Source organism: Streptomyces sp. BYX5S (genome assembly GCF_054724165.1).
Genome location: NZ_CM138829.1, coordinates 2,128,116 through 2,152,940 on the forward strand (window position 1 = coordinate 2,128,116; position 24,825 = coordinate 2,152,940).

Sequence of the window (24,825 nt, forward strand, 5' to 3'; positions counted from 1 at the left end):
ACGGTACACCGGGCCCACGAGGTAGCGTCTGGGCATGAGCGAGACGCCCACCGAGCCCACCGACGTGCCGGAACCCGCGCCGGAACCCGCCGCGGAACCCACGTACGACCCTGCGGCCCCCGCCCCGCTGGGCATCGAGCGCACCCCCACCGACCACGCCGAGGTGGACGCGCAGCTCCAGCGGCTCGGCGATGTGGACCACCTCGCGGCGGACGGACATGTCGAGGTGTACGAGGATGTACATCAAGGGCTGCGGAACGCGCTGACCGCGCTGGACGCCCGCCCCGCATCCCCGTCTCCGCACGACAACAGGAGCTGAACCACCGTGGCAGGTGTGGCACGTCGCCGCCTCGACGCCGAACTCGTCAACCGCAAGCTGGCGCGCTCGCGCGAGCACGCCAGCCAGCTGATCGCCGCGGGCCGGGTCAGCGTCTCCAAGATCGTCGCGACCAAACCCGCGACGCAGGTCAACGAGGGCGTGTCGATCGTGGTCGCGGCGGACGACGGCGACCCCGACTACGTCTCGCGCGGCGGGCACAAGCTCGCGGGCGCGCTGAAGGCGTTCGCGCCGCTGGGGCTCGTCGTGGAGGGCCGCAGGGCGCTGGACGCGGGCGCGTCCACGGGCGGCTTCACCGACGTACTGCTGCGGGCGGGAGCCGCTCACGTCGTCGCCGTCGACGTCGGCTACGGGCAACTCGCCTGGTCACTCCAGAGCGATGAACGCGTCACCGTCAAGGACCGTACGAACGTACGCGAATTGACGTTGGAGGCGATCGATGGAGTGCCCGTTGACGTGGTCGTCGGAGACCTGTCCTTCATCCCGCTCGGCCTGGTGCTGCCCGCCCTCGTGCGCTGCGCGGCGCCGGACGCGGACCTCGCGCTGATGGTCAAGCCACAGTTCGAGGTGGGCAAGGAGCGGCTCGGCAGCGGGGGCGTCGTCCGCAGCCCCGAACTGCGGGCCGAAGCCGTCCGTACGGTCGCCGAGCAGGCATGGAAGCTCGGGTACGGCGTGCGCGGGGTCACCGCGAGCCCCCTGCCGGGACCGTCCGGGAATGTCGAGTACTTTCTGTGGCTGCGTGCCGGAGCTGATCAGCTCGACCCGGCCGACGTAGATCGTGCAGTTGCGGAGGGACCCCGTTGACTTATCGGCCACAGACCCCAGCCCGTACGGTCTTCCTGCTCGCCCACACGGGCCGGCCCGCCGCGATCCGCAGCGCCGAACTCGTCGTACAGGGGCTGCTGCGCAGCGGCCTCGGGGTGCGGGTCCTGGAGACGGAGGCGGTGGACCTGCCCCTGCCCGACTCCGTGGAACTGGTGAAGGAGTCGGAGGCGACACCCGCCTGTCTCGACGGCTGTGAACTGCTCATCGTGCTCGGCGGGGACGGCACGCTGCTGCGCGGCGCCGAGTTCGCGCGGGCGTCCGGGGTGCCGATGCTCGGCGTGAACCTGGGCCGCGTCGGCTTCCTCGCGGAGGCGGAGCGCGATGACCTCGACAAGGTCGTCGACCGCGTCGTCACCAAGGAGTACGAGGTCGAGGAGCGCATGACCATCGACGTCGCCGTGCACCGCAACGGCGACGTACTGCACCGCGACTGGGCGCTCAACGAGGCGGCCGTGCAGAAGATCGAGCCCGAGCGGATGCTCGAGGTGGTGCTGGAGATCGACGGGCGGCCCGTCACCGGCTTCGGCTGCGACGGGATCGTGTGCGCCACCCCGACCGGGTCCACCGCGTACGCGTTCTCGGCGGGCGGGCCCGTGGTGTGGCCCGAGGTCGAGGCGCTGCTCATGGTGCCGATCAGCGCGCACGCCCTGTTCGCCAAGCCGCTCATCACCTCGCCCGACTCGGTGCTCGCCGTCGAGGTGCAGCAGCACACGCCGCACGGGGTGCTGTGGTGCGACGGGCGGCGGACCGTCGAGCTGCCGCCCGGCGCGCGCGTCGAGGTCCGCCGGGGCGAGGTGCCGGTGCGGCTCGCGCGGCTGCACCACGCGGTGTTCACGGACCGGCTCGTCGCGAAGTTCGCACTGCCGGTGGCGGGGTGGCGCGGGGCGCCGCACTGACCGGCACGTTCGGGTGACGGCGGCGTGAAGGTTTGTCACCGTAACCGTCCTCCCACCTGCGGAATCGACCTCGGGGGCCAGGGTCCGTCGCACGGATGGCCTCCGACCTCGTAAGGTCAGAGGCGTGTTGGAGGAGATGCGGATACGGTCGCTCGGAGTCATCGACGACGCCGTGGTGGAGCTTTCGCCCGGATTCACGGCGGTCACCGGTGAGACGGGCGCGGGCAAGACCATGGTCGTCACCAGTCTCGGTTTGCTGCTCGGCGGGCGCGCCGACGCCGCGCTCGTGCGGATCGGCGCGAAGAACGCCGTGGTCGAGGGGCGCATCGCGGTGCCCGCCGGCTCCGGTGCGCTCGCGCGGGCCGAGGAGGCCGGGGCCGAGCTCGAGGACGGCGTGCTGCTGCTCAGCCGTACCGTCTCCGCCGAAGGGCGCTCGCGGGCGCACCTGGGCGGGCGGTCCGTGCCGGTGGGCGTACTGAGCGAACTGGCCGACGACCTGGTCGCCGTGCACGGCCAGACCGACCAGCAGGGACTGCTGAAGCTCGGCCGGCAGCGGCAGGCGCTCGACCGGTACGCGGGTGACGCCGTCGCCGCGCCGCTGGGCAAGTACGGGGCCGTCTACAAGCGCCTGAAGGCCGTCGGCGCGGAACTCGACGAGATCACCACGCGCGCCCGTGAGCGGGCGCAGGAGGCGGATCTGCTGCGCTTCGGCCTGGAGGAGATCGGCGCCGTGGAGCCGCGGGCCGGCGAGGACGTGGAGCTGGCCGAGGAGGCCTCCCGGCTCGGGCACGCCGAAGCGCTGGCCTCGGCCGCGGCCGTCGCGCACGCCGCGCTCGCCGGGAACCCGGAGGACCCGGAGGGTGTCGACGCGCAGACCCTCGTCGGTGGTGCGCACCGGGCCCTGGAGGCCGTGCGCTCCCACGACTCGGCGCTCGGCGCGCTCGCCGAGCGGATCGGCGAGGTGCAGATCCTGCTCACCGACGTCGCCGCGGAACTCGCGGGGTACGCCGACGACTTGGACGCCGATCCGCTGCGGCTGGCCGCGGTGGAGGAGCGACGGGCGGCCCTCACGGCGCTCACCCGCAAGTACGGCGAGGACGTGACCGAGGTGCTCGCCTGGGCCGAGAAGAGCGCGGCGCGCCTCCTCGAACTCGACGGGGACGACGAGCGGATCGGCGAGCTCACGGCCGAGCGGGAGTCGCTGCGCGCTGAACTGGGCGTGCTGGCGCAGGAGTTGACGCATGCGCGGGTGGAGGCGGCCGACCGGTTCGCCGCCGCGGTGACCGCGGAGCTGGCGTCGCTCGCGATGCCGCACGCGCGGGTCTCCTTCGACATCCGGCAGACCGAGACGGACGCGGCGGACGGGGTCGAGGTCGACGGGCGGGTGGTGGCCTGTGGGCCCACCGGTGTCGACGAGGTCGAGCTGCTGCTCGCCCCGCATCCCGGTGCGCCGCCGCGGCCCATCGCCAAGGGGGCGTCCGGGGGTGAGCTGTCGCGGGTGATGCTCGCGGTCGAGGTCGTCTTCGCGGGCAACGACCCCGTGCCGACATATCTCTTCGACGAGGTCGACGCCGGGGTGGGCGGCAAGGCGGCGGTCGAGATCGGACGGCGGCTCGCCAAGCTGGCGAAGTCGGCGCAGGTCGTGGTCGTGACGCATCTGCCGCAGGTGGCGGCGTTCGCCGACCGGCAGTTGCTGGTCGAGAAGACGAACGACGGGTCCGTGACGAGTTCCGGGGTGACGGTGCTCGAAGGGGAGGACCGGGTGCGGGAGTTGTCGCGGATGCTGGCGGGGCAGGAGGACTCCGAGACGGCGCGGGCGCATGCGGAGGAGTTGTTGGAGACGGCGCGGTCCGCCACGTAGGGGTGTGTGCGGGTGGGGTGGGCGTAGGTGGGGGGTGCGTAGGTTGGGGGGTGGGGGGTCACCCGTGTGGGTGGTCCCGTGTGGTGTGTTGCCCAGGCCTGAGGGGTGGGGCGGGGTGGTCGGTGTCGGAAGGGGTGGGCGGGCTGGCATATTTGAGGGCTGACCGTGTACGTACCCGGAAGGCCGTACCCTCCGTATACCTACCGACCCAGCCGACACCCACCAGGAGCCCGGCCGCGTGAGCCACCCCAGCAGCCAGTCAGCGCACGGACAGCCGACGCTGCGCACCGTGCAGGTGCTGGGCGGCGGCAGCGCGGGCAGCAGCGCCCATGTGCGGTCCCTGACCGCCGGGTTGGTGGCCCGCGGCGTGCGCGTCACGGTGTGCGCGCCGATGGAGGCCGAGCGGGCCTACCGGTTCGCGGACGCGGGAGCGCATCACCTTCCGGTGCCGCGCCGCGGCGACCCGGCGTCCGTCGCCGCGCTCCGCGTCGCCTGCACCGACGCCGACCTCGTGCACGCCCACGGACTGCACGCCGCGCTGCGCGCCTCCCTCGCCCTCAGCGGCCGCCGCGTCCCCCTCGTCGTCACCTGGCACACCCGCTCGTACGCCGAAGGCACCCGCGCCCACCTGCTGCGCATGCTGGAGCGCCGCGTGGCCAGGGCGGCCGACGTGGTCCTCGGCACCTCCTCCGACCTCGTGGACCGGGCCCGCGCCCGGGGCGCGCGGGACGCCCGGCTCGCCGCGGTCTCCTTCCCCGCGCCGCGCCGCGAGCTCACGGAGGACGAGGCCGAGCGCGCCCGCAGCAAGACCCGCGCCGAACTCGGCTCCCTGGACCGGCCGTTGCTGATGGCCGTCGGCAGCCTGGAGCGGCACCGCGGGTACGACGTGCTGCTGGACGCCGCGCACGCGCTGCTCCGGCTCGACCCGGTCCCGCTGCTCGTCATCGCGGGGGAGGGGCCGGAGCGGGCCGCGCTCCAGCGGCGTATCGAGAGCGAGGGCCTGCCGGTGCGCCTCGCGGGCCGCCGCGAGGACATCGCCGAGCTGCTGGACGCCGCCGACGTCGCGGTGCTGCCCAGCAGTTGGGAGTCCCGGTCACTGCTCGCGCAGGAGGCCCTGCACGCGGGCGTACCGCTGATCGCGACCGAAGTGGGCGGGGTTCCCGAACTGGTCGGGGACGGCGCCGAGTTGGTCCCGTACGGGGACGCGCCCGCGCTCGCCCGCGCCATGGAGCGGCTGCTCGCCGACCCGCGGCGCTGCGAGCAGCTCAAGGAGCGGGGCTTCGCGCAGGCGAAGACCTGGCCGACCGAGGACGCGACCGTCGCTCAAGTCCTCAGTGTCTACGACGAGTTGACCGGTTTCCACTGACCGCCGGACACCGACCGCCGGGCCGTGGGCGTCATGACGCGTGGCGGCGTGCCCGTAGGGCCAGGCTCAGTGCCAGTACCGTCTGCGGGTCGTCCAGGTCCGTGCCGAGCAGCTCCCCGATCCGCGCCAGGCGGTTGTAGAGCGTCTGCCGGTTCAGGTGCAGTTCGCGTGCCGTCTCCGCCTTGCGGCCCGCGTGCGCCAGATACGTCTGGAGGGTGGGCAGCAGGGGCGGCTTCGCGCGGCGGTCGTGTTCCTGGAGCGGGCCGATCGCCCGTTCCACGAACGCCGCGAGGTCCGGGTGGTCGCGCAGGCGCCACAGCAGCAGGTCGATGTCGAGGCGCCGCGCGTCGAACCACGGCCGGTCGTCCAGGCCCTGCGCCGCCGTCGCCGTCTCCGCCGCGTGCCGCAGCCCGGCGGCGGCCGCCGCCCAGCCCCCGGCCCCGCCCACCACGACCACCGGCGGCCGCGCCCCCGCCCGCTGCATCCCGGCCCGCGCCACGCCCGCCCGCAGCGCCGCCGCGACCCGGTCCGCGACCGCCGCCCGCTCCGACTCCGTACGCAGTCCCAGCAGTAGCGGCACCCGCCCCTCCACGGGCCGGACGCCGAGCAGCACCGGCACCCCCACTGAGGCCAGCTCCTCGGACACGGCGCGCGCCAGTACCGCCCAGCCGCCGCCCGGCGACAGGCCGACGGAGCCCACGGACGCCTCCGGCAGCCGCATCACGACGGGCAGCAGCGGCCCGCTCCCGGTCGGCTTGAACCCGAGGACGCGGGCCTGCGCCGGTGCGTCGTCGGCCGCGATCCGGCCCTCCGCGAGATCGGTCAGGAAGTCGCCGCGCCCGCGCGCGGCCAGCTCCTCCTCCTGGCGGGCCTGCATCAGCACCACCGCGAGCGAACCGGCCGCCCGCTCGGCGGCGATCCGGTGCACGGGCGCGAGCGTCGCCGACACGGGCAGCAGCACCAGTCGCGCCCGTACGGAACCGGCCCCCGGGCCGCCGCCCGGCACGTCCACGAGGACGGCGCCGCCCGGCGGCTCGTCCTGGTGCGTGCCGCGCATGCCCTGCCACACCTGGAGCGGATCGGTGATGTCGTCCTCGGCCCCGGCCGCGTAGAGCAGCTGGCCGTCGGCGGTCTCCAGGAACACCGGGTTGCCGCTGAACTCGGCGAGGATGCGCAGCACTTGGGGCACCCCGCCGCCGCCGAGGAGCGCGTCCGTGCAGCGCCGGTGCACCTCCTCCGCGCGCCGCAGCAGCGCGTAGTGCCCGTTGACGATCTCGGTGTGGATCTCCTCCGTCACCGTCACGAACGGCACCTCGCGGTGCAGCTGCACCAGCGGCAGGCCCGCCGACCGCGCCGTCTCCACGAGCGCCGACGGCAGCCGCGCGAACCGCTGCCCCAGCTCGATGACGAGCGCCGCGATGCCCCGCTCGGCCAGCTTGCGCACGAACGCGCGCTGTTCGGCGGGCCGCGTCCCGATCCCGTACCCCGTGGTCAGCAGCAGCTCGCCGCCCTTGAGCAGCGACGCGATGTTCGGCACCTCACCGGCGTGCACCCAGCGCACGGTCCGCTGGAGCCGCTCCCCGCCCGCCACCACCTCGGGCAGCCCGCTGCGCAGCCCGGGGAGCTCCAGGGCGCGCCGCACGGTGATGCCGCCCGGCGAGGAGAAGGCGGAGAACTCGGGGGAGGTGCTGTCCATGACACGGACGCTACCGGCGCCCGCGTTTCCGCGACATCTCCGCCCGGTCACGGCGACGATCACCCGGGCCCGCGCCGCGACAACTCGTCGTCCCACGGCCGGATTTGCACGACCGGGTGTCGGTTGTGGCGTAGGTCACCACCCGGCCACACTGGCGCATCCGCACGAGCACCTCGATTCGATCTACGGATTTCGCGGCAACGCCCTCAAGCAAGGGACGGAAATGGCAGAGACAGTGGACAAGAGCGGCCGTGAGCCGGCACCCGTGCAGCGCCTGAAAGCGAACTCGGTGGGGTTGGTCGGCGTGGTCTTCATGGCCGTCGCCACGGCCGCCCCGATCACCGCGATGACCGGCAATCTGCCCATCGCCGTCGGCTTCGGCAACGGCACGGGCGCCCCCGCCGGCTATCTCTTCGCGACGCTCGTCCTGACGGTGTTCTCCGTCGGCTACGTCGCCATGGCCAAGCGCATCACCGCCGCCGGCGCCTTCTACGGCTACATCTCGCACGGCCTCGGCCGGATCGCCGGCATGGCCTCCGGGATGCTGGCGGTCCTCGCGTACATCGTGTTCGAGGCGTCGATCGTCGGCGTCTTCTCGTACTTCGCGCAGACCACGGTCCACGACCAACTCGGCTGGGACGTCCCGTGGATCGTGTACGCGGCGGCCATGCTCGCCGTCACGGCCGTCCTCGCCTTCTTCGACATCAACCTCACCGCGAAGGCGCTCGGCGTGATGCTGATCGCCGAGATCGCGGTGCTCTTCGCCGTGGCGACCGCGGTCCTGATCCAGGGCGGTGGCCCCGACGGCATCCCCGTCGAACCGATCAACCCGAAGAACGCCTTCACCGGCGCCTCCGCGGGGCTCGGCCTGTTCTTCGCGTTCTGGTCCTGGGTCGGCTTCGAGTCGACGGCGATGTACGGCGAGGAGTCCCGCGACCCCAAGCGCGTCATCCCGCGCGCGACCCTCGTCTCGGTCGTCGGCGTCGGCCTCTTCTACATCTACGTCTCGTGGATGACGATCGCCGGAAACGGCCTCAACGGATCGGTGAAGGTCTCCTCGGGCACCAGCCCCCTCGACCTCTTCTTCGACCCGGCGCACGCCTTCATCGGCGCGTGGGCGGTCGACGCCTTCCAATGGCTGCTGATCACCGGCTCGTTCGCCTGCGGAATGGCCTTCCACCAGTGCGCCTCGCGCTACCTCTACGCGATCGGCCGTGAGGGCTTCCTGCACCCCGCGCTCGGCCGGACGCACCGCAGACACGGCTCGCCGTACGTCGCGTCGTTCGTGCAGTCGGTGATCGCGGTGGCGCTGGTCGGCGCGTTCTGGGCGACGGGCAAGGACCCGTACGTCCATCTCTACACGCTGCTGGCGATCCTCGGCACGATGGCGATCCTCATCGTGCAGACGCTGTGCTCGTTCGCGGTCATCGGCTACTTCCGGCGCAACCACCCCGAGGACCGGCACTGGTTCAGGACGCTCGTCGCGCCGCTGCTCGGCGGGATCGGCATGACGGCGGTCGTCGTCCTGCTCGTGCTCAACATGGACACGGCCGCGGGCACGGCGGCCGGTTCCCTGTTCTTCAAGGCGATCCCGTGGACCGTCGGCCTCGTCTTCTTCGGCGGGCTCGCCCTGGGCCTGTACGTGAAGTACCGCCACCCGCACCGCTACGAGGTCATCGGCCGCATCGTCCTGGAGGACGCGGCGGAGCGCACGGAGCGCCCCGCCGAACAGCCCGTCTAACCGCCGTACGCTCCGGAGGCGGTCAGTCGCAGCGCCGTGTCGATCAGCGGCACGTGGCTGAACGCCTGCGGGAAGTTGCCGACCTGGCGCTTGAGCCGGGGGTCCCACTCCTCCGCGAGCAGCCCCAGATCGTTCCTCAGGGCCAGCAGCTTCTCGAAGAGCTTGCGCGCCTCGTCGACCCGGCCGATCATCGCGAGGTCGTCCGCCATCCAGAACGAGCAGGCCAGGAACGCCCCCTCGTCACCGGGCAGCCCGTCCACGCTGCCGTCCTCGCTGTCCGTCGGGTACCGCAGGATGAACCCGTCCGGCGTCGACAGCTCCCGCTGGATCGCCTCGATGGTGCCGATGACGCGCTTGTCGTCGGGCGGCAGGAAGCCCATCTGCGGGATCAGCAGCAGCGACGCGTCCAGCTCCTTGCTGCCGTACGACTGCGTGAAGGTGTTGCGCTCCTTGTCGTACCCCTTCTCGCACACGTCCCGGTGGATGTCGTCGCGCAGATCGCGCCACTTCTCCACCGGCCCGTCCGCGTCCCCGGACTCGATGAGCTTGATGGTCCGGTCGACCGCGACCCACGCCATGACCTTCGAGTGCACGAAGTGCCGGCGCGGACCGCGCACCTCCCAGATGCCCTCGTCCGGCTCGTCCCAGTGGCCCTCGAGGTACTGGATGAGCTTGAGCTGGAGCAGCGACGCGTAGTCGTTCCTCGCCAGCCCCGTCATGTGCGCGAGGTGCAGCGCCTCCGTCACCTCGCCGTACACGTCGAGCTGGAGCTGGTTCGCCGCCCCGTTGCCGACCCGGACCGGACCCGAGTTCTCGTACCCGGGCAGCCAGTCCAGCTCCGCCTCGCCGAGCTCCCGCTCGCCCGCGATGCCGTACATGATCTGGAGGTTCTCCGGGTCACCGGCCACGGCCCGCAGCAGCCACTCGCGCCAGGCCCGCGCCTCCTCCCGGTACCCGGTGCGCAGCAGCGACGACAGCGTGATCGCGGCGTCGCGCAGCCACGTGTACCGGTAGTCCCAGTTCCGTACGCCGCCGATCTCCTCGGGCAGCGAGGTCGTCGGCGCGGCGACGATGCCGCCGGTCGGCGCGTAGGTCAGCGCCTTCAGCGTGATCAGCGAACGGACGACGGCCTCGCGGTACGGGCCGTGGTACGTACAGTGATCCACCCACTCGCGCCAGAACTGCTCCGTCGCCACCAGCGACCCCTCGGGGTCAGGCAGCGGCGGCTGGTCCTTGTGCGAGGGCTGCCACTGGATCGTGAAGGCGATCCGGTCGCCCGGCGCCACCGTGAAGTCCGAGTAGGTCGTCAGGTTCTTGCCGTACGTCTCCGCCGACGTGTCCAGCCACACGGAGTCCGGGCCGGCCACGGCGACCGTACGGCCGTCCACCTTGTGCACCCACGGAGTGATCCGGCCGTAGCTGAAGCGCATCCGCAGCGCCGAGCGCATCGGCACGCGCCCGCTCACACCCTCGACGATCCGGGTGAGCTGGGGTGCGCCGTCGCGCGGCGGCATGAAGTCGGTGACCCGGACGGTGCCGCGCGGGGTGTCCCACTCGGACTCCAGGATCAGCGAATCGCCTCTGTAGCCACGGCGCGTCGCCGTGGGGGGCTCGGCGTCGGCCGAGTGTGCGGGACCAAGGCGCCAGAAGCCATGGTCCTCGGTGCCGAGCAGCCCGGCGAAAATGGCATGCGAGTCGAAGCGGGGCAGGCACAGCCAGTCGACTGTGCCGTCCCGGCAGACCAGCGCAGCTGTCTGCATGTCTCCGATGAGTGCGTAATCCTCGATGCGCCCGGCCACGTGCATCTCCAGTCGAACGGCCACGGTTGGAGGGAAAAAGTAGAAGGGAATGACGACGGATCTTGTCCGTTGATACGCCGTCCGGATACGTCGTTGTCAAACGACCTGACGAGCCGGTTGTTCCGGGTGGGGATCGCGGCGAACGGACTTGGTGCTCCGATGAACGGTGGGGAACGGGCGGGGGTGTTGCCGTTGTGACGCCGTTTTCCGTTGTTACTCGCCAGCCGAGTGTCCGAGCAGGATACGACGCGCTCAAGTGATCCGCGTGCCGCTCAGTGCAACGCGTCTGAGCCGTACGGGTGATCACGGTCCGCCTGTCCCACCTGCGTGATGGCCCGTACGCGGAGCGTGGCCGGAAGCAGCCTCGTCGATGCGCTGATACCCTGGTAGCCCGTGAGCCGGTGGTCATAGAACCCCCGAACCGCAGCGACGGCGCCTCCCGAAAAAACGGCAGAGCGCGTCGGTACGCACCCCACGACCGCGACCACGGGAGCCCCCTCTTGGCCATGCAGCCGAAATCTTCGACGACCAAGCACATCTTCGTCACTGGGGGTGTCGCCTCGTCCCTCGGGAAGGGCCTCACCGCCTCCAGCCTCGGCATGCTGCTCAAGGCCCGTGGCCTCCGCGTCGTCATGCAGAAGCTCGACCCGTACCTGAACGTCGACCCGGGCACGATGAACCCCTTCCAGCACGGTGAGGTGTTCGTCACGAACGACGGCGCCGAGACCGACCTGGACATCGGCCACTACGAGCGCTTCCTCGACGTCGACCTCGACGGCACCGCCAACGTCACGACCGGCCAGGTGTACTCGCAGGTCATCGCCAAGGAGCGGCGCGGCGAGTACCTCGGCGACACCGTCCAGGTCATCCCGCACATCACGAACGAGATCAAGCACCGCATCCGCCGCATGGCGACGGACGAGGTCGACGTCGTGATCACCGAGGTCGGCGGCACCGTCGGCGACATCGAGTCGCTGCCGTTCCTGGAGACCGTCCGTCAGGTCCGCCACGAGGTCGGCCGCGACAACGTGCTGGTCGTCCACATTTCCCTCCTGCCGTACATCGGTCCGTCGGGTGAGCTGAAGACGAAGCCGACCCAGCACTCGGTTGCGGCGCTGCGCAACATCGGTATTCAGCCGGACGCCATCGTGCTGCGCTGCGACCGTGAGGTCCCGACCGCGATCAAGCGCAAGATCAGCCTGATGTGCGACGTCGACGAGGCCGCGGTCGTCGCCTGCCCCGACGCGCCCTCGATCTACGACATCCCGAAGACCGTGCACTCCGAGGGCCTGGACGCCTACGCCGTCCGCAAGCTGGACCTGCCGTTCCGTGACGTGGACTGGACGCAGTGGGACGACCTGCTCGACCGCGTCCACAACCCCGACCACGAGATCGTCATGGCGCTGGTCGGCAAGTACATCGACCTGCCCGACGCCTACCTGTCGGTGACCGAGGCGCTGCGCGCCGGCGGTTTCGCCAACAAGGCCCGCGTGAAGATCAAGTGGGTCACGTCGGACGACTGCAAGACGCCGGCCGGCGCGAAGAAGACGCTCGGCGACGTCGACGCGATCTGCATCCCCGGCGGCTTCGGCGACCGCGGTGTGTCGGGCAAGGTCGGCGCGATCCAGTTCGCCCGCGAGAACAAGATCCCGCTGCTGGGGCTGTGTCTCGGGCTTCAGTGCACCGTGATCGAGGCTGCGCGCAATCTCGCCGACATCCCGGACGCCAACTCGACCGAGTTCGACGCCGCCACGGCCCACCCGGTCATCTCGACCATGGCCGAGCAGCTCGACATCGTCGCCGGTGAGGGCGACATGGGCGGCACCATGCGGCTCGGCATGTACCCGGCGAAGCTCGCCGAGGGCTCCATCGTGCGCGAGGTGTACGACAACAAGGAGTACGTCGAGGAGCGCCACCGGCACCGCTACGAGGTGAACAACGCGTACCGCGCCGAGCTGGAGAAGAAGGCGGGCCTTCAGTTCTCCGGTCTGTCGCCCGACGGCAAGCTCGTCGAGTACGTCGAGTACCCGCGCGAGGTCCACCCCTACCTGGTCGCCACGCAGGCGCACCCGGAGCTGCGCTCGCGTCCGACGCGTCCGCACCCGCTGTTCGCCGGTCTGGTGAAGGCGGCCGTGGAGCGCAAGGTGAAGGCGGCGCAGGGCGGTTCGGCGGGGGCCAAGAAGGCCAAGTAAGGGCTCTGCGGAGCTTGTCGCACAAGCGATGTACGGTAACCGGGGTGTACGCCTTTTGCGGCGTGCGCCCCGGTTTCTTGTGAGCACCGCTCATGCGTACGTAGGAGGGCTTTCGGTATGACGGCCAACACGCCGCTCGTGGACACCGCCGAGGAGTGGGAGGTCCGGGCGACCGACACCCCCTTCGTCGGGAAAAAGACCTCCGTGCGCACGGACGACGTCGTGATGCCCGACGGCTCCGTCGCGCGGCGCGACTACCAGGTGCACCCCGGTTCGGTGGCCGTGGTGGCCCTCGACGACCAGGACCGGGTGCTGCTGCTCAAGCAGTACCGCCACCCCGTGAGCATGAAGCTCTGGGAGGTTCCGGCGGGGCTCCTCGACATCCCCGGCGAGAACCCCTTGCACGCGGCGCAGCGGGAGCTGTACGAGGAGGTGCACGTCAAGGCGGAGGACTGGCGGGTCCTCACGGACGTGTACACGACGCCGGGCGGCTGCTCCGAGGCGGTCCGCATCTTCCTCGCGCGGGATCTCTCCGAGGCGGAGGGGGAGCGGTTCGAGGTGGAGGAGGAAGAGGCGGACATGGAGTTCGCGCGGGTGCCGCTCGCGGAGCTCGTGCGGGGTGTGCTCGCGGGTGAGCTGCACAACAACTGTCTTGTGGTCGGGGTGCTTTCGCTGGCCGCGGCGCTGGCGGGGGACGGGCTCGACGCCCTTCGTCCCGCCCTCGCGGAGTGGCCTGCGCGGCCCTTCCAGGTGTAACCGGCGCCGGTGTTGCGGTCTCGGGGCTCTGCCCCGGACCCCGCTCCTCAATCGCCGGAGGGGCTTATTGGGCTCACCCATCGCCGGAGGGGCACGAATCAAGCCCCTGCGGCGATTGAGCAGCGGGGTCCGGGGCGGAGCCCCGTGGGTGTCACCACGGTGCCGGTCGGACGATCCGCTGATCCGATCGGGGGATGCGTGCGCGCCGTCCGCCGAGGCCACCCGCACCCCCTCAACTAGGCTCGGGAACGCCCCCTGCCGACCCCCGGAGGGGATGGGTGAGACGGAGCGTGGCCCGTGACGGATCAGGCGGTCGAGTCGGACGACGTGACGGAGGCCGGATCGGCCCCGGTACGGTCCCGCAACCGGCGTCGCACCCGTCGGGGACAAGAGGTGGCACAGCGTCAGTTCCTGGGGCGCAAGAGGGAGTTGTCGCAGCTCCGGTCCGACATCGAGCGGGCCGGGCTCGACACCCTGTCGGGGCGCAAGGCGCCCCGTGCGCGGGTGCTCCTCATCGCGGGGCGTCCGGGCACGGGGCGTACCGCCCTCGCCGAGGAACTGGTGCGGCAGGTCGCCGACCAGTACCCCGACGGCGTGCTCCGGACCCGGCTCAGCGCACCCGACGGAACTCCCGTACCCGCCGAGCGAGTTCTGCGCGGGCTGCTGAAAGCACTCGAACTGCCCGCCCCGCCCGGTGAGGAAGCCGACGACCTCGCCGAGCGGCTCCGCGAAGGTCTCGCCGTGCGCCGCGCCGTGCTGCTGCTCGACGACGCGGGCGGCGCCGAGCAGGTCGACCCCCTGCTGCCCGACACCCCGGACTGCCTCGTCGTCGCCGTCGCCGAGGGCCCGCTGACCGGCATCCCGGACGTACGCCCCTGCACGCTCGGCGGCCTCGACACCAAGGCCGCGCTCGAACTGCTCACGCGGCACACCGGCTCGGTCCGCGTCACCTGCGACCCGCGCTCGGCGGAGTCCCTGGTGGAGCTGTGCGGCGCCGAACCCGCCGCCCTGGAGATCGCCGGCGGCTGGCTCGCCGCGCGCCCCAAGGAGTCCGTCGCCGACCTGTCGAAGCAGTTGCACGCCCTCGAACCCGACGGCACGGCCCTCGCCCGCGTCTTCCGCTTCAGTTACGAGGCGCTGCCCGGACCCGCCGCCCGGATACTGCGCTACCTGTGCCTCGCCCCCGAGGGATACGTCGACCCGCACACCGCCTCCGCCCTCGCCGGCTGCTCCGTCGCCGCGGCCCACAGCACCTTGGAGGCCTTCGTCACGCTCGGCCTGGTCCGGGCGGTGGACTCCGAGCTGCCGCAGTACGAGGTGCCGGGCTGCCTCGCCCCGTTCCTGCGCGGCCTCACCGAGACGGTCGACCGGCCGGGCGAGGTGCAGCTGGCCCGCGCCCGGATGCTGGAGCGGACCGTCCGGCTGCTCACCTCCTGCCGCGCCGTCACCGAACCGTACGACTCCCCGGCCCGCAAGAAGCTCGCCGGGCTGCCGAGCGCGCTGCGCTTCGCCGATCAGGGGGCGGCCGCCGAGTGGCTGCGCGTGCGGCAGCCCGCGCTGCTCGCCGCGGCCCGACTGGCCGTGGGCGACGGCGAGTTGGACACCCTCGCGCGGCGCCTCATGGCCGCGCTCGTCCGGGCGATCGTGGCGCACAAGGGCACCGAGGAGGCCGCGCCCGAGCTGTACGGCATCCACCGGCTCGTGCTCGACGTCGCCGAGCGCCGGAACCTGCCGAGGGAGAAGGCCGCCGCCCTCCTCAACCTCGCCGACCTCGACGCCAGGACCGGACGCACCCGGGAGGCCCTCGTCCGCTACCGGGCCGCGCTCGACGCGGGCCGCGCCGCGCAGGACCCGTACGCGACCGGCCGGGCGATGGAATCCGTAGGCGGCGCCCACCAGGAGCTGGGGGACTGGCAGCGGGCCGCCGACTGGTACGGCAGGGCCCTCGCGCAGCGCCTCACGCGGGGCGAGCGGGCCGACGCCGCGCGTCTGCACGGACGGATCGCGGGCGTCCAGACGTATGCGGGCCGCTACGGCGACGCGCTGCGCAGCTGGCGCTCGGCCGTCGCCGGGTACCGCAAGGAGGGCGACGTGCAGGCGCAGGCGCGGGCGCTGAGCGAGCTGGCCCGGGTCCTGGAGTACGCGGGCCGCCCGGAGGAGTCGCTGCACACCTGCCAGGAGGCGGTCGAGTGGGCGCGCCAGGCGCGCGACGTCCGGTTGCAGGCCGCGCTCCAGCTGCGCCTCGCCGACACCCTCGAACGGCTCGGCGACCCCACCGCCGCCAAGCTGCACCGGGGGGCGGCCGAGCGCATGCTGGGAGAGGAGCTGGCGGGTTCGGAGGGAGCGGAAGCAAAACCTTCGGAACAGGCTGCTAACACCTGCGAAATCCGTAGCGCATCCGCAGAAGATTGATGCATCGAAAGGCTAGACAGCTCAATAACCTTCATTAGACTGGCTCTGCCGCGGTGATCCGTGGCATCTCCCGGTGCGTCCTGCGCTGTGCCGGTATGTAGTGCATTGCCCGTTTAATCCCTGAGCCAAGGACCGTGATCGACGATGAAGGTCGGCATCCCCCGCGAGGTCAAGAACAACGAGTTCCGGGTGGCCATCACCCCGGCCGGCGTCCATGAGCTGGTACGCCACGGCCACCAGGTCTTCGTCGAGCAGAACGCCGGCGTCGGCTCCTCGATCACGGACGCCGAGTACGTCTCGGCGGGCGCGCGGATCCTCGGCACCGCCGACGAGGTCTGGGCCACGGCGGACCTGCTGCTCAAGGTCAAGGAGCCGATCGCGGAGGAGTACCACCGCCTCCGCAAGGACCAGACGCTCTTCACGTACCTGCACCTGGCCGCGTCCAAGGAGTGCACCGACGCGCTCCTGGAGTCGGGCACGACCGCGATCGCGTACGAGACCGTCGAGACCGCGAACCGGCAGCTGCCGCTGCTCGCCCCGATGTCCGAGGTCGCGGGCCGCCTGGCCCCGCAGGTCGGTGCCTACCACCTGCTGGCCGCCAACGGCGGCCGCGGTGTGCTGCCGGGCGGCGTCCCGGGCGTGCACGCGGGCAAGGCCGTCGTCATCGGCGGTGGCGTCTCCGGCTGGAACGCCGCGACGATCGCCATCGGCATGGGCTTCCACGTGACCCTGCTCGACAAGGACATCAACAAGCTCAAGGAAGCCGACAAGGTCTTCGGTACGAAGATCCAGACGGTCGTCTCCAACTCCTTCGAGCTGGAGAAGGCCTGCCTCGACGCCGACCTCGTCATCGGCGCCGTCCTCATCCCGGGCGCCAAGGCCCCGAAGCTCGTCACCAACGAGCTCGTCTCGCGCATGAAGCCGGGAAGTGTCCTTGTCGACATCGCGATCGACCAGGGCGGCTGCTTCGAGGACTCGCACCCGACCACGCACGCCGAGCCGACCTTCAAGGTGCACAACTCGGTCTTCTACTGCGTCGCCAACATGCCCGGCGCGGTGCCCAACACCTCGACGTACGCGCTGACCAACGCCACGATGCCGTACATCGTCGAGCTGGCGAACCGCGGCTGGGTCGAGGCCCTGCGCCGCGATCCGGCCCTCGCCCTGGGTCTCAACACCCATGACGGCAAGGTCGTTTACAAGGAGGTCGCCGAGGCGCACGGCCTGGAGCACCTCGAACTGGAGAGCCTCCTCGGCTGACACGCCACGCGGGCGACGTCAACAAAAGTCGTCAATCTCACGCCTACGGCCGGACCTTGCGAGGGGTCCGGCCGTAGGCGTAAGGGATCCGGACGGGTCCGGACATGGTCAACTCGCCGTGAACGTAACCCTTTACCCGATTCGCGCGGCGACGAAATGCACCGAAGAGCCGTCGTACGCCCTTGACATGAGGGTGTTTCGTTACCGACACATCGTGCCCGGTCCGGCGGATTGTGTTGCTGCGGAGTGGTGACACGCCATAGAGTCGCCAACCGTCGGCATGGTGCCACGCTGACCTATCGATAAATGTTCCTGGTCATATCCAAGGAGGTAAGACGACTTGTGAATGAGTCGACATTTACTCCCGGAGGTGGCCAGCCAGGCGGACAGGTTCCCGCGGGGCTTCAGGCTGTCGGCTCCGTCGCTGTGCGTACGTTCGCTGCCCAGCAGCAGAGCAGTTATCAGGGCATCCCCCAGCAGACGCCGACGCAGACAGCACACCAGAGCATGGATGGCCATCACGTGAACGCCATGGCCGGCGACCGAAGTGGCGACACACAGAGCCACTTCGCCGACTACGACGAACTGCCCGAGGGGCACTTCTACGACCCCGACGCCGAATACGAGCCCGACCCCGAGTACGCGGCCACGCTCGCCCCCGACGCTGCCCGCCAGCGCCGCGAGCGCGTCGGTCCCACCGGGCGTCCGTTGCCGTACTTCCCGATTCCAGGACCGCTGACCGATCACGGCCCGGCGAAGATCATCGCGATGTGCAACCAGAAGGGCGGCGTCGGCAAGACCACGTCGACCATCAACCTGGGTGCCGCGCTCGCCGAGTACGGACGCCGTGTCCTGCTCGTCGACTTCGACCCGCAGGGCGCGCTCTCGGTGGGCCTGGGTGTGAACCCGATGGAGCTCGACCTCACGGTCTACAACCTGCTCATGGAGCGGGGGATGGCCGCGGACGAGGTCCTGCTGAAGACCGCGGTTCCGAACATGGACCTGCTCCCCAGCAATATCGACTTGTCAGCTGCCGAGGTGCAGTTGGTCAGCGAGGTGGCGCGCGAGTCCACGCTCCAGCGGGCGCTCAAGCCGCTGATGGCCGACTACGACTACATCGTGATCGACTGTCAGCCGTCCCTGGGGCTGCTGACCGTCAACGCGCTCACCGCCGCGCACAAGGTCATCGTTCCGCTGGAGTGCGAGTTCTTCGCGCTGCGTGGTGTGGCCCTGCTGACCGAGACGATCGAGAAGGTCCAGGAGCGGCTCAACCCGGAGCTGGAGCTCGACGGGATCCTCGCCACGATGTACGACTCGCGGACCGTGCACAGCCGTGAGGTGCTCGCGCGGGTGGTCGAGGCGTTCGACAACAACGTCTACCACACGGTGATCGGCCGGACCGTGCGCTTCCCGGAGACCACGGTCGCCGGTGAACCGATCACCACGTACGCGTCCAACTCCGTCGGTGCCGCCGCCTACCGCCAGCTCGCCAGGGAGGTGCTCGCCCGGTGTCACGCCGAGTGAGTCTGCCGGGGGCCGACGAACTGTTCCGTACGACCGGTGGCATGGCACTTCAGGCGTCCTCGCCGAGACGTTCGGCGAACGGTGAGGCGGCTCGTGTTCCTGGGCCCGCCGGCGAGAGCGACGAGGCCGCGGCCGCGTCGGGCGGTGCGGCCCAGGAGGGCGACGCGGAGGCGGCTCCGGCCTCTTCCGGTTCCGGTGAGCACTCCGCCGCGGAGGCCGAGTCCGAGGCCGGTTCGCGGAGCCGGGCCGGTGGCGCCGACGGCGCGGAGAAGGCGGCTCGGCGGGGTTCCGGTGGGGCGCAGGAAGGTTCCGGTGGATCCTCCTCCTCCGGTGGGGGGCGCGGTTCCGGTGCCGCTCCGGCGCGGAAGCGGTCGTCGTCGTCCCGTGCGGCGAACCGGCGGCCCAGTGGGCGTGAGCGGCACGACGAGAAGATCACGGTGTACGTCTCCGCCGAGGAGCTCATGGACCTCGAGCACGCGCGGCTCGTGCTGCGCGGTGAGCACGGGCTCGCGGTCGACCGGGGGCGGATCGTGCGTGAGGCGGTGGCCGTGGTGCTGGCCGACCTCGAGTCCCGGGGGGACGCGAGCATTCTTGTGCGTCGGCTGCGGGGGCGCTAGCCGCTGGGCGGGTAGCGTCCTGGGTTGATGTCCGTGAACGAATCCTCTGGTACGCCGCCGTCTGCGTCTGCGTCTGCGTCTGCGTCGGCTGGTCGTCGGCGTGCGCTGGGGCGTGGTGGGCTCTCGGGGCCTGAGCCTGAGCCTGAGCCGGTGTTTCCCGCTGAGCCGGGGGCGGCGCCCTCCGTGTCCGAGACCGGCACCGGGGGCCGCCTTGCCCACCCTGCCGCCCTTGGCGGCAGATTGCCCAAGGCGGGGCCGGGGTCGGCCGTTGAGGGTGGGGAGCCGGGGTTTGGCGGCGGGGTGCCCGAGGCGGGGGCGGAGTCGGCCGCCGGGGGTGGGGAGCCGGGGTCTGGTGGCAGTTTGCCCAAGGCGGGGTCGGGGTCGGCCGTTGAGGGTGGGGAGGCGGGGGACGGTGGTGGGGAGCGGGGGTTCAGGGTTCGGTTGGAGAACTTTGAGGGGCCGTTCGATCTGTTGTTGCAGTTGATCTCGAAGCACAAGCTCGATGTCACCGAGGTCGCGCTGTCCAAGGTCACCGATGAGTTCATGGCGCACATCCGGGCCATGGGGGCCGACTGGGACCTGGATCAGACGACCGAGTTCCTCGTGGTCGCCGCGACCCTGCTCGATCTGAAGGCCGCCCGGCTGCTGCCCGCCGCCGAGGTGGAGGACGAGGCCGATCTGGCGCTGCTGGAGGCGCGCGACCTGCTGTTCGCGCGGCTGTTGCAGTACCGCGCGTACAAGCACATCGCCGACATCTTCAGCGGGCGGCTGGAGGACGAGGCGCGGCGGTATCCGCGGACCGTGGGGCTCGAACCGCACCACGCCGAGCTGCTGCCCGACGTCGTGATCAACATCGGGGCGGAAGGATTCGCCAGGCTCGCCGTGAAGGCGATGCAGCCCAAGCCGAAGCCGCAGGTGTACGTCGAGCACATCCACGCGCCGCTGGTGAGCGTGCAGGAGCAGGCGCAGTACGTCGTGGCCCGGCTGAAGGAGGTCGGCGAGGCCCCGTTCCGGGAGCTCGTCGCCGATACCGACGACACGCTCACCGTCGTCGCCCGGTTCCTCGCGCTGCTGGAGCTGTACCGGGAGAAGGCCGTGGGCCTGGAGCAGGACACCCCGCTGGGGGAGCTGCTCGTGCGGTGGACCGGTGGGGACGGGGACGCCGAGCCCGTCGTCACGGACGAGTTCGACCGGGCGCCCGACGTGCCCGAGCGGAAGGAGGCCGCCACGTGAGCGTGGACGTACAGGAGGAACCCGGGGGAGTGGCCGGGCTGGAGCTCAAGCCCGCCCTCGAAGCCGTGCTCATGGTCGTCGACGAGCCCGCCACCGAGGAGCATCTCGCCAAGATCCTTCAGCGGCCCAGGCGGGCCGTCGCGGACGCGCTGCGCGAGCTCGTCGTCGAGTACCGGACGCAGGGGCGCGGTTTCGAGCTGCGGCTCGTCGCCGGTGGCTGGCGGTTCTACACGCGGCCGGAGTACGCCGCCGCCGTCGAGGGCTTCGTGCTCGACGGGCAGGTGGCGCGGCTCACCCAGGCGGCCCTGGAGACCCTCGCGGTCGTCGCGTACCGCCAGCCGGTCAGCCGTTCCCGGGTCTCCGCCGTGCGCGGAGTGAACTGTGACGGGGTCATGAGGACCCTGTTGCAGCGGGGGCTGGTGGAGGAGGCGGGCGCGGAACCCGAAACAGGTGCGATCCTGTACAGGACGACGAACTACTTCCTGGAGCGGATGGGCCTGCGGGGCCTGGACGAGCTGCCGGAACTCGCGCCCTTCCTCCCCGAGGCGGACGCGATCGAGGCGGACACGCTCGAGGGGGTTCCGTCGTTCGATCCCGACGCGTCCGACGCGCCGGGTTCCGAGCACACCGAGCACACAGCCGACTAACGGAAATTTGATGCGAAGCAGCAGCGGCAGGAACAGCAGCGGAAACAACGGCGGGAGCCGTGGTGGCAACAGCGGCGGCCGCGGCGGGAAGAGCGCGGGCCGCGGTAACTACCGCGGCGCGGGCAACAACCGCGACGACAAGCAGGGCAGCGGCCGTCCGAAGAAGCCGCGTCCCGAGGAGCGGCTCTACGACGTGGGCCCGAACGCCTCGAAGGAGGGCCCGAAGTCGGGTCGCGGCGCCTCGGCGCGCGGCGGCGCCAAGGGCGGCCCCAAGCGCGGCCAGCAGGGCCAGGGGCAGGGCCGGAGCCGTACGGCTCCGGCGCGCTCGCGCGAGTACGAGACGCGCGCCGAGGAGCGCAACCGCGAGCGGTACGCGGGAAAGAAGGACGTCAAGCTCCCGAAGACGTTCCCCGGTGCCGAGCAGGACGGCGAGCGGCTCCAGAAGGTGCTGGCCCGCGCCGGTTACGGCTCGCGGCGTGCCTGCGAGGAGCTGGTCGACGAGGCCCGCGTCGAGGTCAACGGCGAGATCGTCGTCGAGCAGGGCCTGCGCGTCGACCCGGAGAAGGACGAGATCAAGGTCGACGGTCTGACCGTGGCCACGCAGTCGTACCAGTTCTTCTCGCTCAACAAGCCGGTCGGTGTCGTCTCCACGATGGAGGACAACGAGGGCCGGCAGTGCCTGGGCGACTACGTGCAGAACCGTGAGACGCGCCTCTTCCACGTGGGGCGGCTCGACACGGAGACCGAGGGCGTCATCCTGCTCACCAACCACGGTGAGCTGGCCCACCGCCTCACGCACCCGAAGTACGGCGTGAAGAAGGTCTACCTCGCGCACCTGGTCGGGCCGATCCCGCGCGACCTGGGCAAGCGGCTCAAGGACGGCATCCAGCTGGAGGACGGGTACGCGCGCGCGGACCACTTCCGCATCGTCGAGCAGACCGGCAAGAACTACCTGGTCGAGGTCACCCTCCACGAGGGCCGCAAGCACATCGTGCGGCGGATGCTCGCCGAGGCCGGGTTCCCGGTCGACAAGCTGGTGCGGGTCGCCTTCGGCCCGATCACGCTCGGCGACCAGAAGTCGGGCTGGCTGCGGCGCCTGTCCAACACCGAGGTCGGCATGCTGATGCAGGAGGTCGACCTGTAGGTCGCACCCGCACGGGTCTTGTCCACGGCAGCCCTCTCCCTTTAAGGTCAAGCAGACCAATAAAGGGAGGGGGCTTCCGCATGAGCTACGACAAGTACGCCTACGAACCGTTCGCCGTCACCGTCGACCTCGCCGTCTTCACGCTCCTGCACGGCAAGCTGCAGATCCTGCTCGTCGAGCGCGGGCACGATCCGTACGCGGGACGCTGGGCGCTGCCCGGCGGGTTCCTGGAGCCGCACGAGTCCGCCGAGACCGCCGCGCGGCGGGAGCTCGCCGAGGAGACCGGGCTCGCCGACGTCGAGGGGCTGCACCTGGAACAGCTGCGGACGTACAGCGAGCCGGGGCGCGATCCGCGCATGCGGGTGGTGTCCGTCGCGTTCGCCGCGCTCGTGCCCGACGCCCCGCAGGCGCAGGGCGGCGGGGACGCGGCGCGGGCCGACTGGCTGCCGTACGGGACGCAGGGGCCGCTCGCGTTCGATCACGACCGGATCCTCGCCAACGCGCACGACCGGATCGGCGGGAAGCTGGAGTACACCTGCCTCGCCACCGCGTTCTGTCCGCCCGAGTTCACGCTCGGCGAGCTGCGGCAGGTCTACGAGGTGGTGTGGGGGACCGACCTCGACCCGGCGAACTTCCGCCGCAAGGTGCTTGCGACGCCCGGCTTCGTCGCCCAGATCCCCGGCGCGTCCCGGCTCACCGGCGGGCGCGGCAAGCCCGCCGCGCTCTACCGGGCGGGCGGCGCCACGTCCCTGCACCCGCCGCTGCTGCGCCCCGCGCACGAACCCTCGGAAGGATCCCGCCCATGAACCGCAGCCCGGCCACCGGATCGCTGCTCGGCCTCGCCCTCGGGGACGCGCTCGGCTACCCGACCGAGTTCAGCGACGTACCGGCGATCCTCGCCCAGCAGGGGCCCTGGCGGGAGATGCAGCTGTCCGGCCACCCCGTCGCGTACATCACCGACGACACCCAGATGGCGCTCGCCGTCGCGCGGGCGCTGCGCGCGAGCGGGCCGCCCGCGCCGAAGGGCTTCGAGGGGCCGCTGCGCGCGGCGTTCGTCGCCTGGTACCGGTCGCCGGAGAACAACCGGGCGCCCGGCAACACCTGCCTGCGCGCCTGCGCACTCCTGGAGACCGGGAGCCGGTCCTGGCAGGAGGCCAGCCAGATCCACTCCAAGGGCTGCGGCGCCAACATGCGCGTCACCCCGCTCGGACTCGCGCCCGGCCTGAGCGACGAACAGCGGGCGGGCGCCGCCCAGTTGCAGGCCGGGCTCACCCACGGCCACCCGACGGGCCTCGCCGCCGCCGACCTCACCGCGCACGCCGTCCGCCTCCTCGCCGCGGGCGCCGACCCGACGGGCCTGGTCGGCCGCCTGCGTTCGTACGCCTACGACAACCGCGAGACGTACCACGAGGCGTGGCTCGGCGACCTGTGGCGGCGCGGCGACGAACCGACCCCGCAAGCGTTCATCGCGCGCGGCTGGGACGAGTGCCTGGGCGCGCTCGACCGGCTGCGGGACGCGCTGCGGGAGCCGTCCCCCGAGACCGACCCCTGCCTGGCCACCGGAGCCGGGTGGATCGCCGAGGAGGCGCTCGCCACGGCGCTGCTGTGCTTCCTGCTCTTCGTCGACGAGCCGGTCCTCGCGCTGCGCCGCGCCGCCTGCACCTCCGGCGACTCGGACTCGATCGCCGCCCTGGCGGGCGCCTTCGCGGGCGCCCACCTCGGCGCCGACGCCTGGCCGAAGGAGTGGGTCGAGCGGATCGAGCACCGCGACGAGCTGCTGGAGTTCGGCGCGCGGTGGGACGCGCCGGTCAGGGGCTGAGCGCGGCGGAGGCGCGGCGCGTGCGGACCAGGAAGTCCTCCACGCGGGCGCGGTCCGGCTCCGCGGGCAGCGGGGTCCGGGCCGCCGCCTCCTCCGCCTCGGCCGCCAGGCGGGCCATCCGGCGGTCCACCTCCGGCCACGGCACCTCGCCGCGCTTGACCGCGAGCAGCGGTTCGCGGTCCGGGCCGACGTCGACGGTCAGCCGGCCCGTGCGCAGCAGGTCACGGCAGGAGGCCAGCAGGCGCAGCAGGTGCATCGCGTGCTTCCAGCGCGGGGCGCCGTGCGTCCGGACGTCCGCCTCCAGCTTCCTGCGCTGGCTCTCGGCGTACCGGCCGAAGGTGTCGTACGCCTGACGGGACAGGAACGCCTCGCGCAGGGCGATCAGTTCGCGGCCCGTGTCGGTGACCTGCTCGACCAGCGGGGAGTGCAGGCACTCCAGGATGTTGGGGTTGGCCCGCAGCGCCAGGGCGCAGAAGCGCTCCAGCTCCCACGAGAACTGCTCCTCGGCCGGTCCCTCGACGTGCGTCGGCGGCTTCTCGAAGCGCCAGAACAGCGGCGTGGGCGCCAGGTAGACGCCCCGGCGGTCCGTGTCGCTCGCGTCCGTGGCCAGTCCGAAGGCGCGCGAGCCCACGACGCAGGAGTAGACGGTGTGGTCGCGCACCAGGTGTTCCCCGTGGTTCATGGGGTGAGGGTAGGCGGC

20 protein-coding genes are annotated in these 24,825 nt (G+C 71.6%); 17 read left to right on the forward strand and 3 right to left on the reverse strand.

Going from position 1 to position 24,825, the window contains the following annotated elements; genetic code table 11:
• Positions 1 to 34 precede the first annotated feature (34 nt).
• The 5 genes from ACYBSK_RS09670 (at position 35) to ACYBSK_RS09690 (ending at position 5,285) form a co-directional block, all read left to right on the forward strand.
• Positions 35 to 319 (forward strand): hypothetical protein, encoded by a 285-nt coding sequence (locus tag ACYBSK_RS09670; protein ID WP_460245789.1) that lies wholly within the window; start codon positions 35 to 37, stop codon positions 317 to 319.
• Positions 320 to 325: 6 nt separating this feature from the next.
• A complete protein-coding gene (locus tag ACYBSK_RS09675; protein WP_457476473.1) occupies positions 326 to 1,141 on the forward strand; it encodes a TlyA family RNA methyltransferase in 816 nt (271 codons plus the stop codon).
• The gene (locus ACYBSK_RS09680) at positions 1,138 to 2,058 is read left to right on the forward strand and encodes an NAD kinase (protein ID WP_457476474.1); all 921 of its coding nucleotides are present in this window, start codon (positions 1,138 to 1,140) and stop codon (positions 2,056 to 2,058) included. Before ACYBSK_RS09675 ends, ACYBSK_RS09680 begins: the two co-directional genes overlap by 4 nt.
• Positions 2,059 to 2,194: 136 nt before the next feature.
• Complete coding sequence (recN, locus tag ACYBSK_RS09685; RefSeq protein ID WP_457481696.1) at positions 2,195 to 3,919, forward strand: DNA repair protein RecN; 1,725 nt, start codon at positions 2,195 to 2,197, stop codon at positions 3,917 to 3,919.
• Positions 3,920 to 4,157: 238 nt separating this feature from the next.
• The gene (locus ACYBSK_RS09690) at positions 4,158 to 5,285 is read left to right on the forward strand and encodes a glycosyltransferase family 4 protein (RefSeq protein WP_457476475.1); all 1,128 of its coding nucleotides are present in this window, start codon (positions 4,158 to 4,160) and stop codon (positions 5,283 to 5,285) included.
• A 31-nt stretch (positions 5,286 to 5,316) separates the two neighbouring features.
• Here the strand turns inward: ACYBSK_RS09690 and ACYBSK_RS09695 are convergent, their stop codons facing one another.
• Complete coding sequence (locus ACYBSK_RS09695) at positions 5,317 to 6,981, reverse strand: PucR family transcriptional regulator (RefSeq protein WP_460245790.1); 1,665 nt, start codon at positions 6,979 to 6,981, stop codon at positions 5,317 to 5,319.
• A gap of 223 nt (positions 6,982 to 7,204) precedes the next feature.
• Here ACYBSK_RS09695 and ACYBSK_RS09700 point away from each other — a divergent pair, with 223 nt between their 5' ends.
• Positions 7,205 to 8,722 carry an APC family permease gene (locus ACYBSK_RS09700; RefSeq protein ID WP_460245791.1) on the forward strand — a complete coding sequence of 506 codons (1,518 nt, stop codon included), beginning with the start codon at positions 7,205 to 7,207 and terminating at the stop codon, positions 8,720 to 8,722.
• Here ACYBSK_RS09700 and ACYBSK_RS09705 read toward each other — a convergent pair.
• On the reverse strand, positions 8,719 to 10,521 hold the full coding sequence (locus tag ACYBSK_RS09705; RefSeq protein WP_457481697.1) for a glycoside hydrolase family 15 protein: 1,803 nt from the start codon (positions 10,519 to 10,521) through the stop codon (positions 8,719 to 8,721). The genes ACYBSK_RS09700 and ACYBSK_RS09705 overlap by 4 nt on opposite strands.
• Before the next feature lie 506 nt (positions 10,522 to 11,027).
• On the opposite strand from ACYBSK_RS09705, the gene ACYBSK_RS09710 reads away from it, so the two are divergent.
• From ACYBSK_RS09710 to ACYBSK_RS09760, 11 genes are all read left to right on the forward strand, one after another.
• Positions 11,028 to 12,713: a CTP synthase gene (locus ACYBSK_RS09710; protein ID WP_460245792.1), complete on the forward strand. Its 1,686-nt coding sequence runs from the start codon at positions 11,028 to 11,030 to the stop codon at positions 12,711 to 12,713.
• 117 nt (positions 12,714 to 12,830) lie between these two features.
• Positions 12,831 to 13,469 (forward strand): NUDIX domain-containing protein, encoded by a 639-nt coding sequence (locus ACYBSK_RS09715; RefSeq protein WP_460245793.1) that lies wholly within the window; start codon positions 12,831 to 12,833, stop codon positions 13,467 to 13,469.
• Positions 13,470 to 13,862: 393 nt separating this feature from the next.
• Positions 13,863 to 15,881, forward strand: a complete 2,019-nt coding sequence (locus tag ACYBSK_RS09720; RefSeq protein ID WP_460245794.1) for a tetratricopeptide repeat protein — start codon at positions 13,863 to 13,865, stop codon at positions 15,879 to 15,881.
• 144 nt (positions 15,882 to 16,025) lie between these two features.
• Complete coding sequence (gene ald / locus ACYBSK_RS09725) at positions 16,026 to 17,141, forward strand: alanine dehydrogenase (RefSeq protein ID WP_460245795.1); 1,116 nt, start codon at positions 16,026 to 16,028, stop codon at positions 17,139 to 17,141.
• A 342-nt stretch (positions 17,142 to 17,483) separates the two neighbouring features.
• Positions 17,484 to 18,665 carry a ParA family protein gene (locus ACYBSK_RS09730; RefSeq protein WP_457476482.1) on the forward strand — a complete coding sequence of 394 codons (1,182 nt, stop codon included), beginning with the start codon at positions 17,484 to 17,486 and terminating at the stop codon, positions 18,663 to 18,665.
• Positions 18,650 to 19,282, forward strand: a complete 633-nt coding sequence (locus tag ACYBSK_RS09735; protein ID WP_457476483.1) for a hypothetical protein — start codon at positions 18,650 to 18,652, stop codon at positions 19,280 to 19,282. Before ACYBSK_RS09730 ends, ACYBSK_RS09735 begins: the two co-directional genes overlap by 16 nt.
• 27 nt (positions 19,283 to 19,309) lie before the next feature.
• On the forward strand, positions 19,310 to 20,515 hold the full coding sequence (locus ACYBSK_RS09740) for a segregation and condensation protein A (protein WP_460246990.1): 1,206 nt from the start codon (positions 19,310 to 19,312) through the stop codon (positions 20,513 to 20,515).
• Between the two features lie 71 nt (positions 20,516 to 20,586).
• Positions 20,587 to 21,162, forward strand: a complete 576-nt coding sequence (scpB, locus tag ACYBSK_RS09745; RefSeq protein WP_460246991.1) for an SMC-Scp complex subunit ScpB — start codon at positions 20,587 to 20,589, stop codon at positions 21,160 to 21,162.
• Between the two features lie 10 nt (positions 21,163 to 21,172).
• Complete coding sequence (locus ACYBSK_RS09750) at positions 21,173 to 22,306, forward strand: pseudouridine synthase (RefSeq protein ID WP_457476485.1); 1,134 nt, start codon at positions 21,173 to 21,175, stop codon at positions 22,304 to 22,306.
• A gap of 80 nt (positions 22,307 to 22,386) precedes the next feature.
• Positions 22,387 to 23,112, forward strand: a complete 726-nt coding sequence (locus ACYBSK_RS09755) for an NUDIX hydrolase (protein WP_460245796.1) — start codon at positions 22,387 to 22,389, stop codon at positions 23,110 to 23,112.
• Complete coding sequence (locus ACYBSK_RS09760; protein WP_460245797.1) at positions 23,109 to 24,125, forward strand: ADP-ribosylglycohydrolase family protein; 1,017 nt, start codon at positions 23,109 to 23,111, stop codon at positions 24,123 to 24,125. The genes ACYBSK_RS09755 and ACYBSK_RS09760 overlap by 4 nt, the downstream gene beginning before the upstream one ends.
• Here the strand turns inward: ACYBSK_RS09760 and ACYBSK_RS09765 are convergent.
• Positions 24,115 to 24,807, reverse strand: a complete 693-nt coding sequence (locus tag ACYBSK_RS09765; RefSeq protein ID WP_457476488.1) for a nucleotidyltransferase domain-containing protein — start codon at positions 24,805 to 24,807, stop codon at positions 24,115 to 24,117. The genes ACYBSK_RS09760 and ACYBSK_RS09765 overlap by 11 nt on opposite strands.
• Positions 24,808 to 24,825 lie beyond the last annotated feature (18 nt).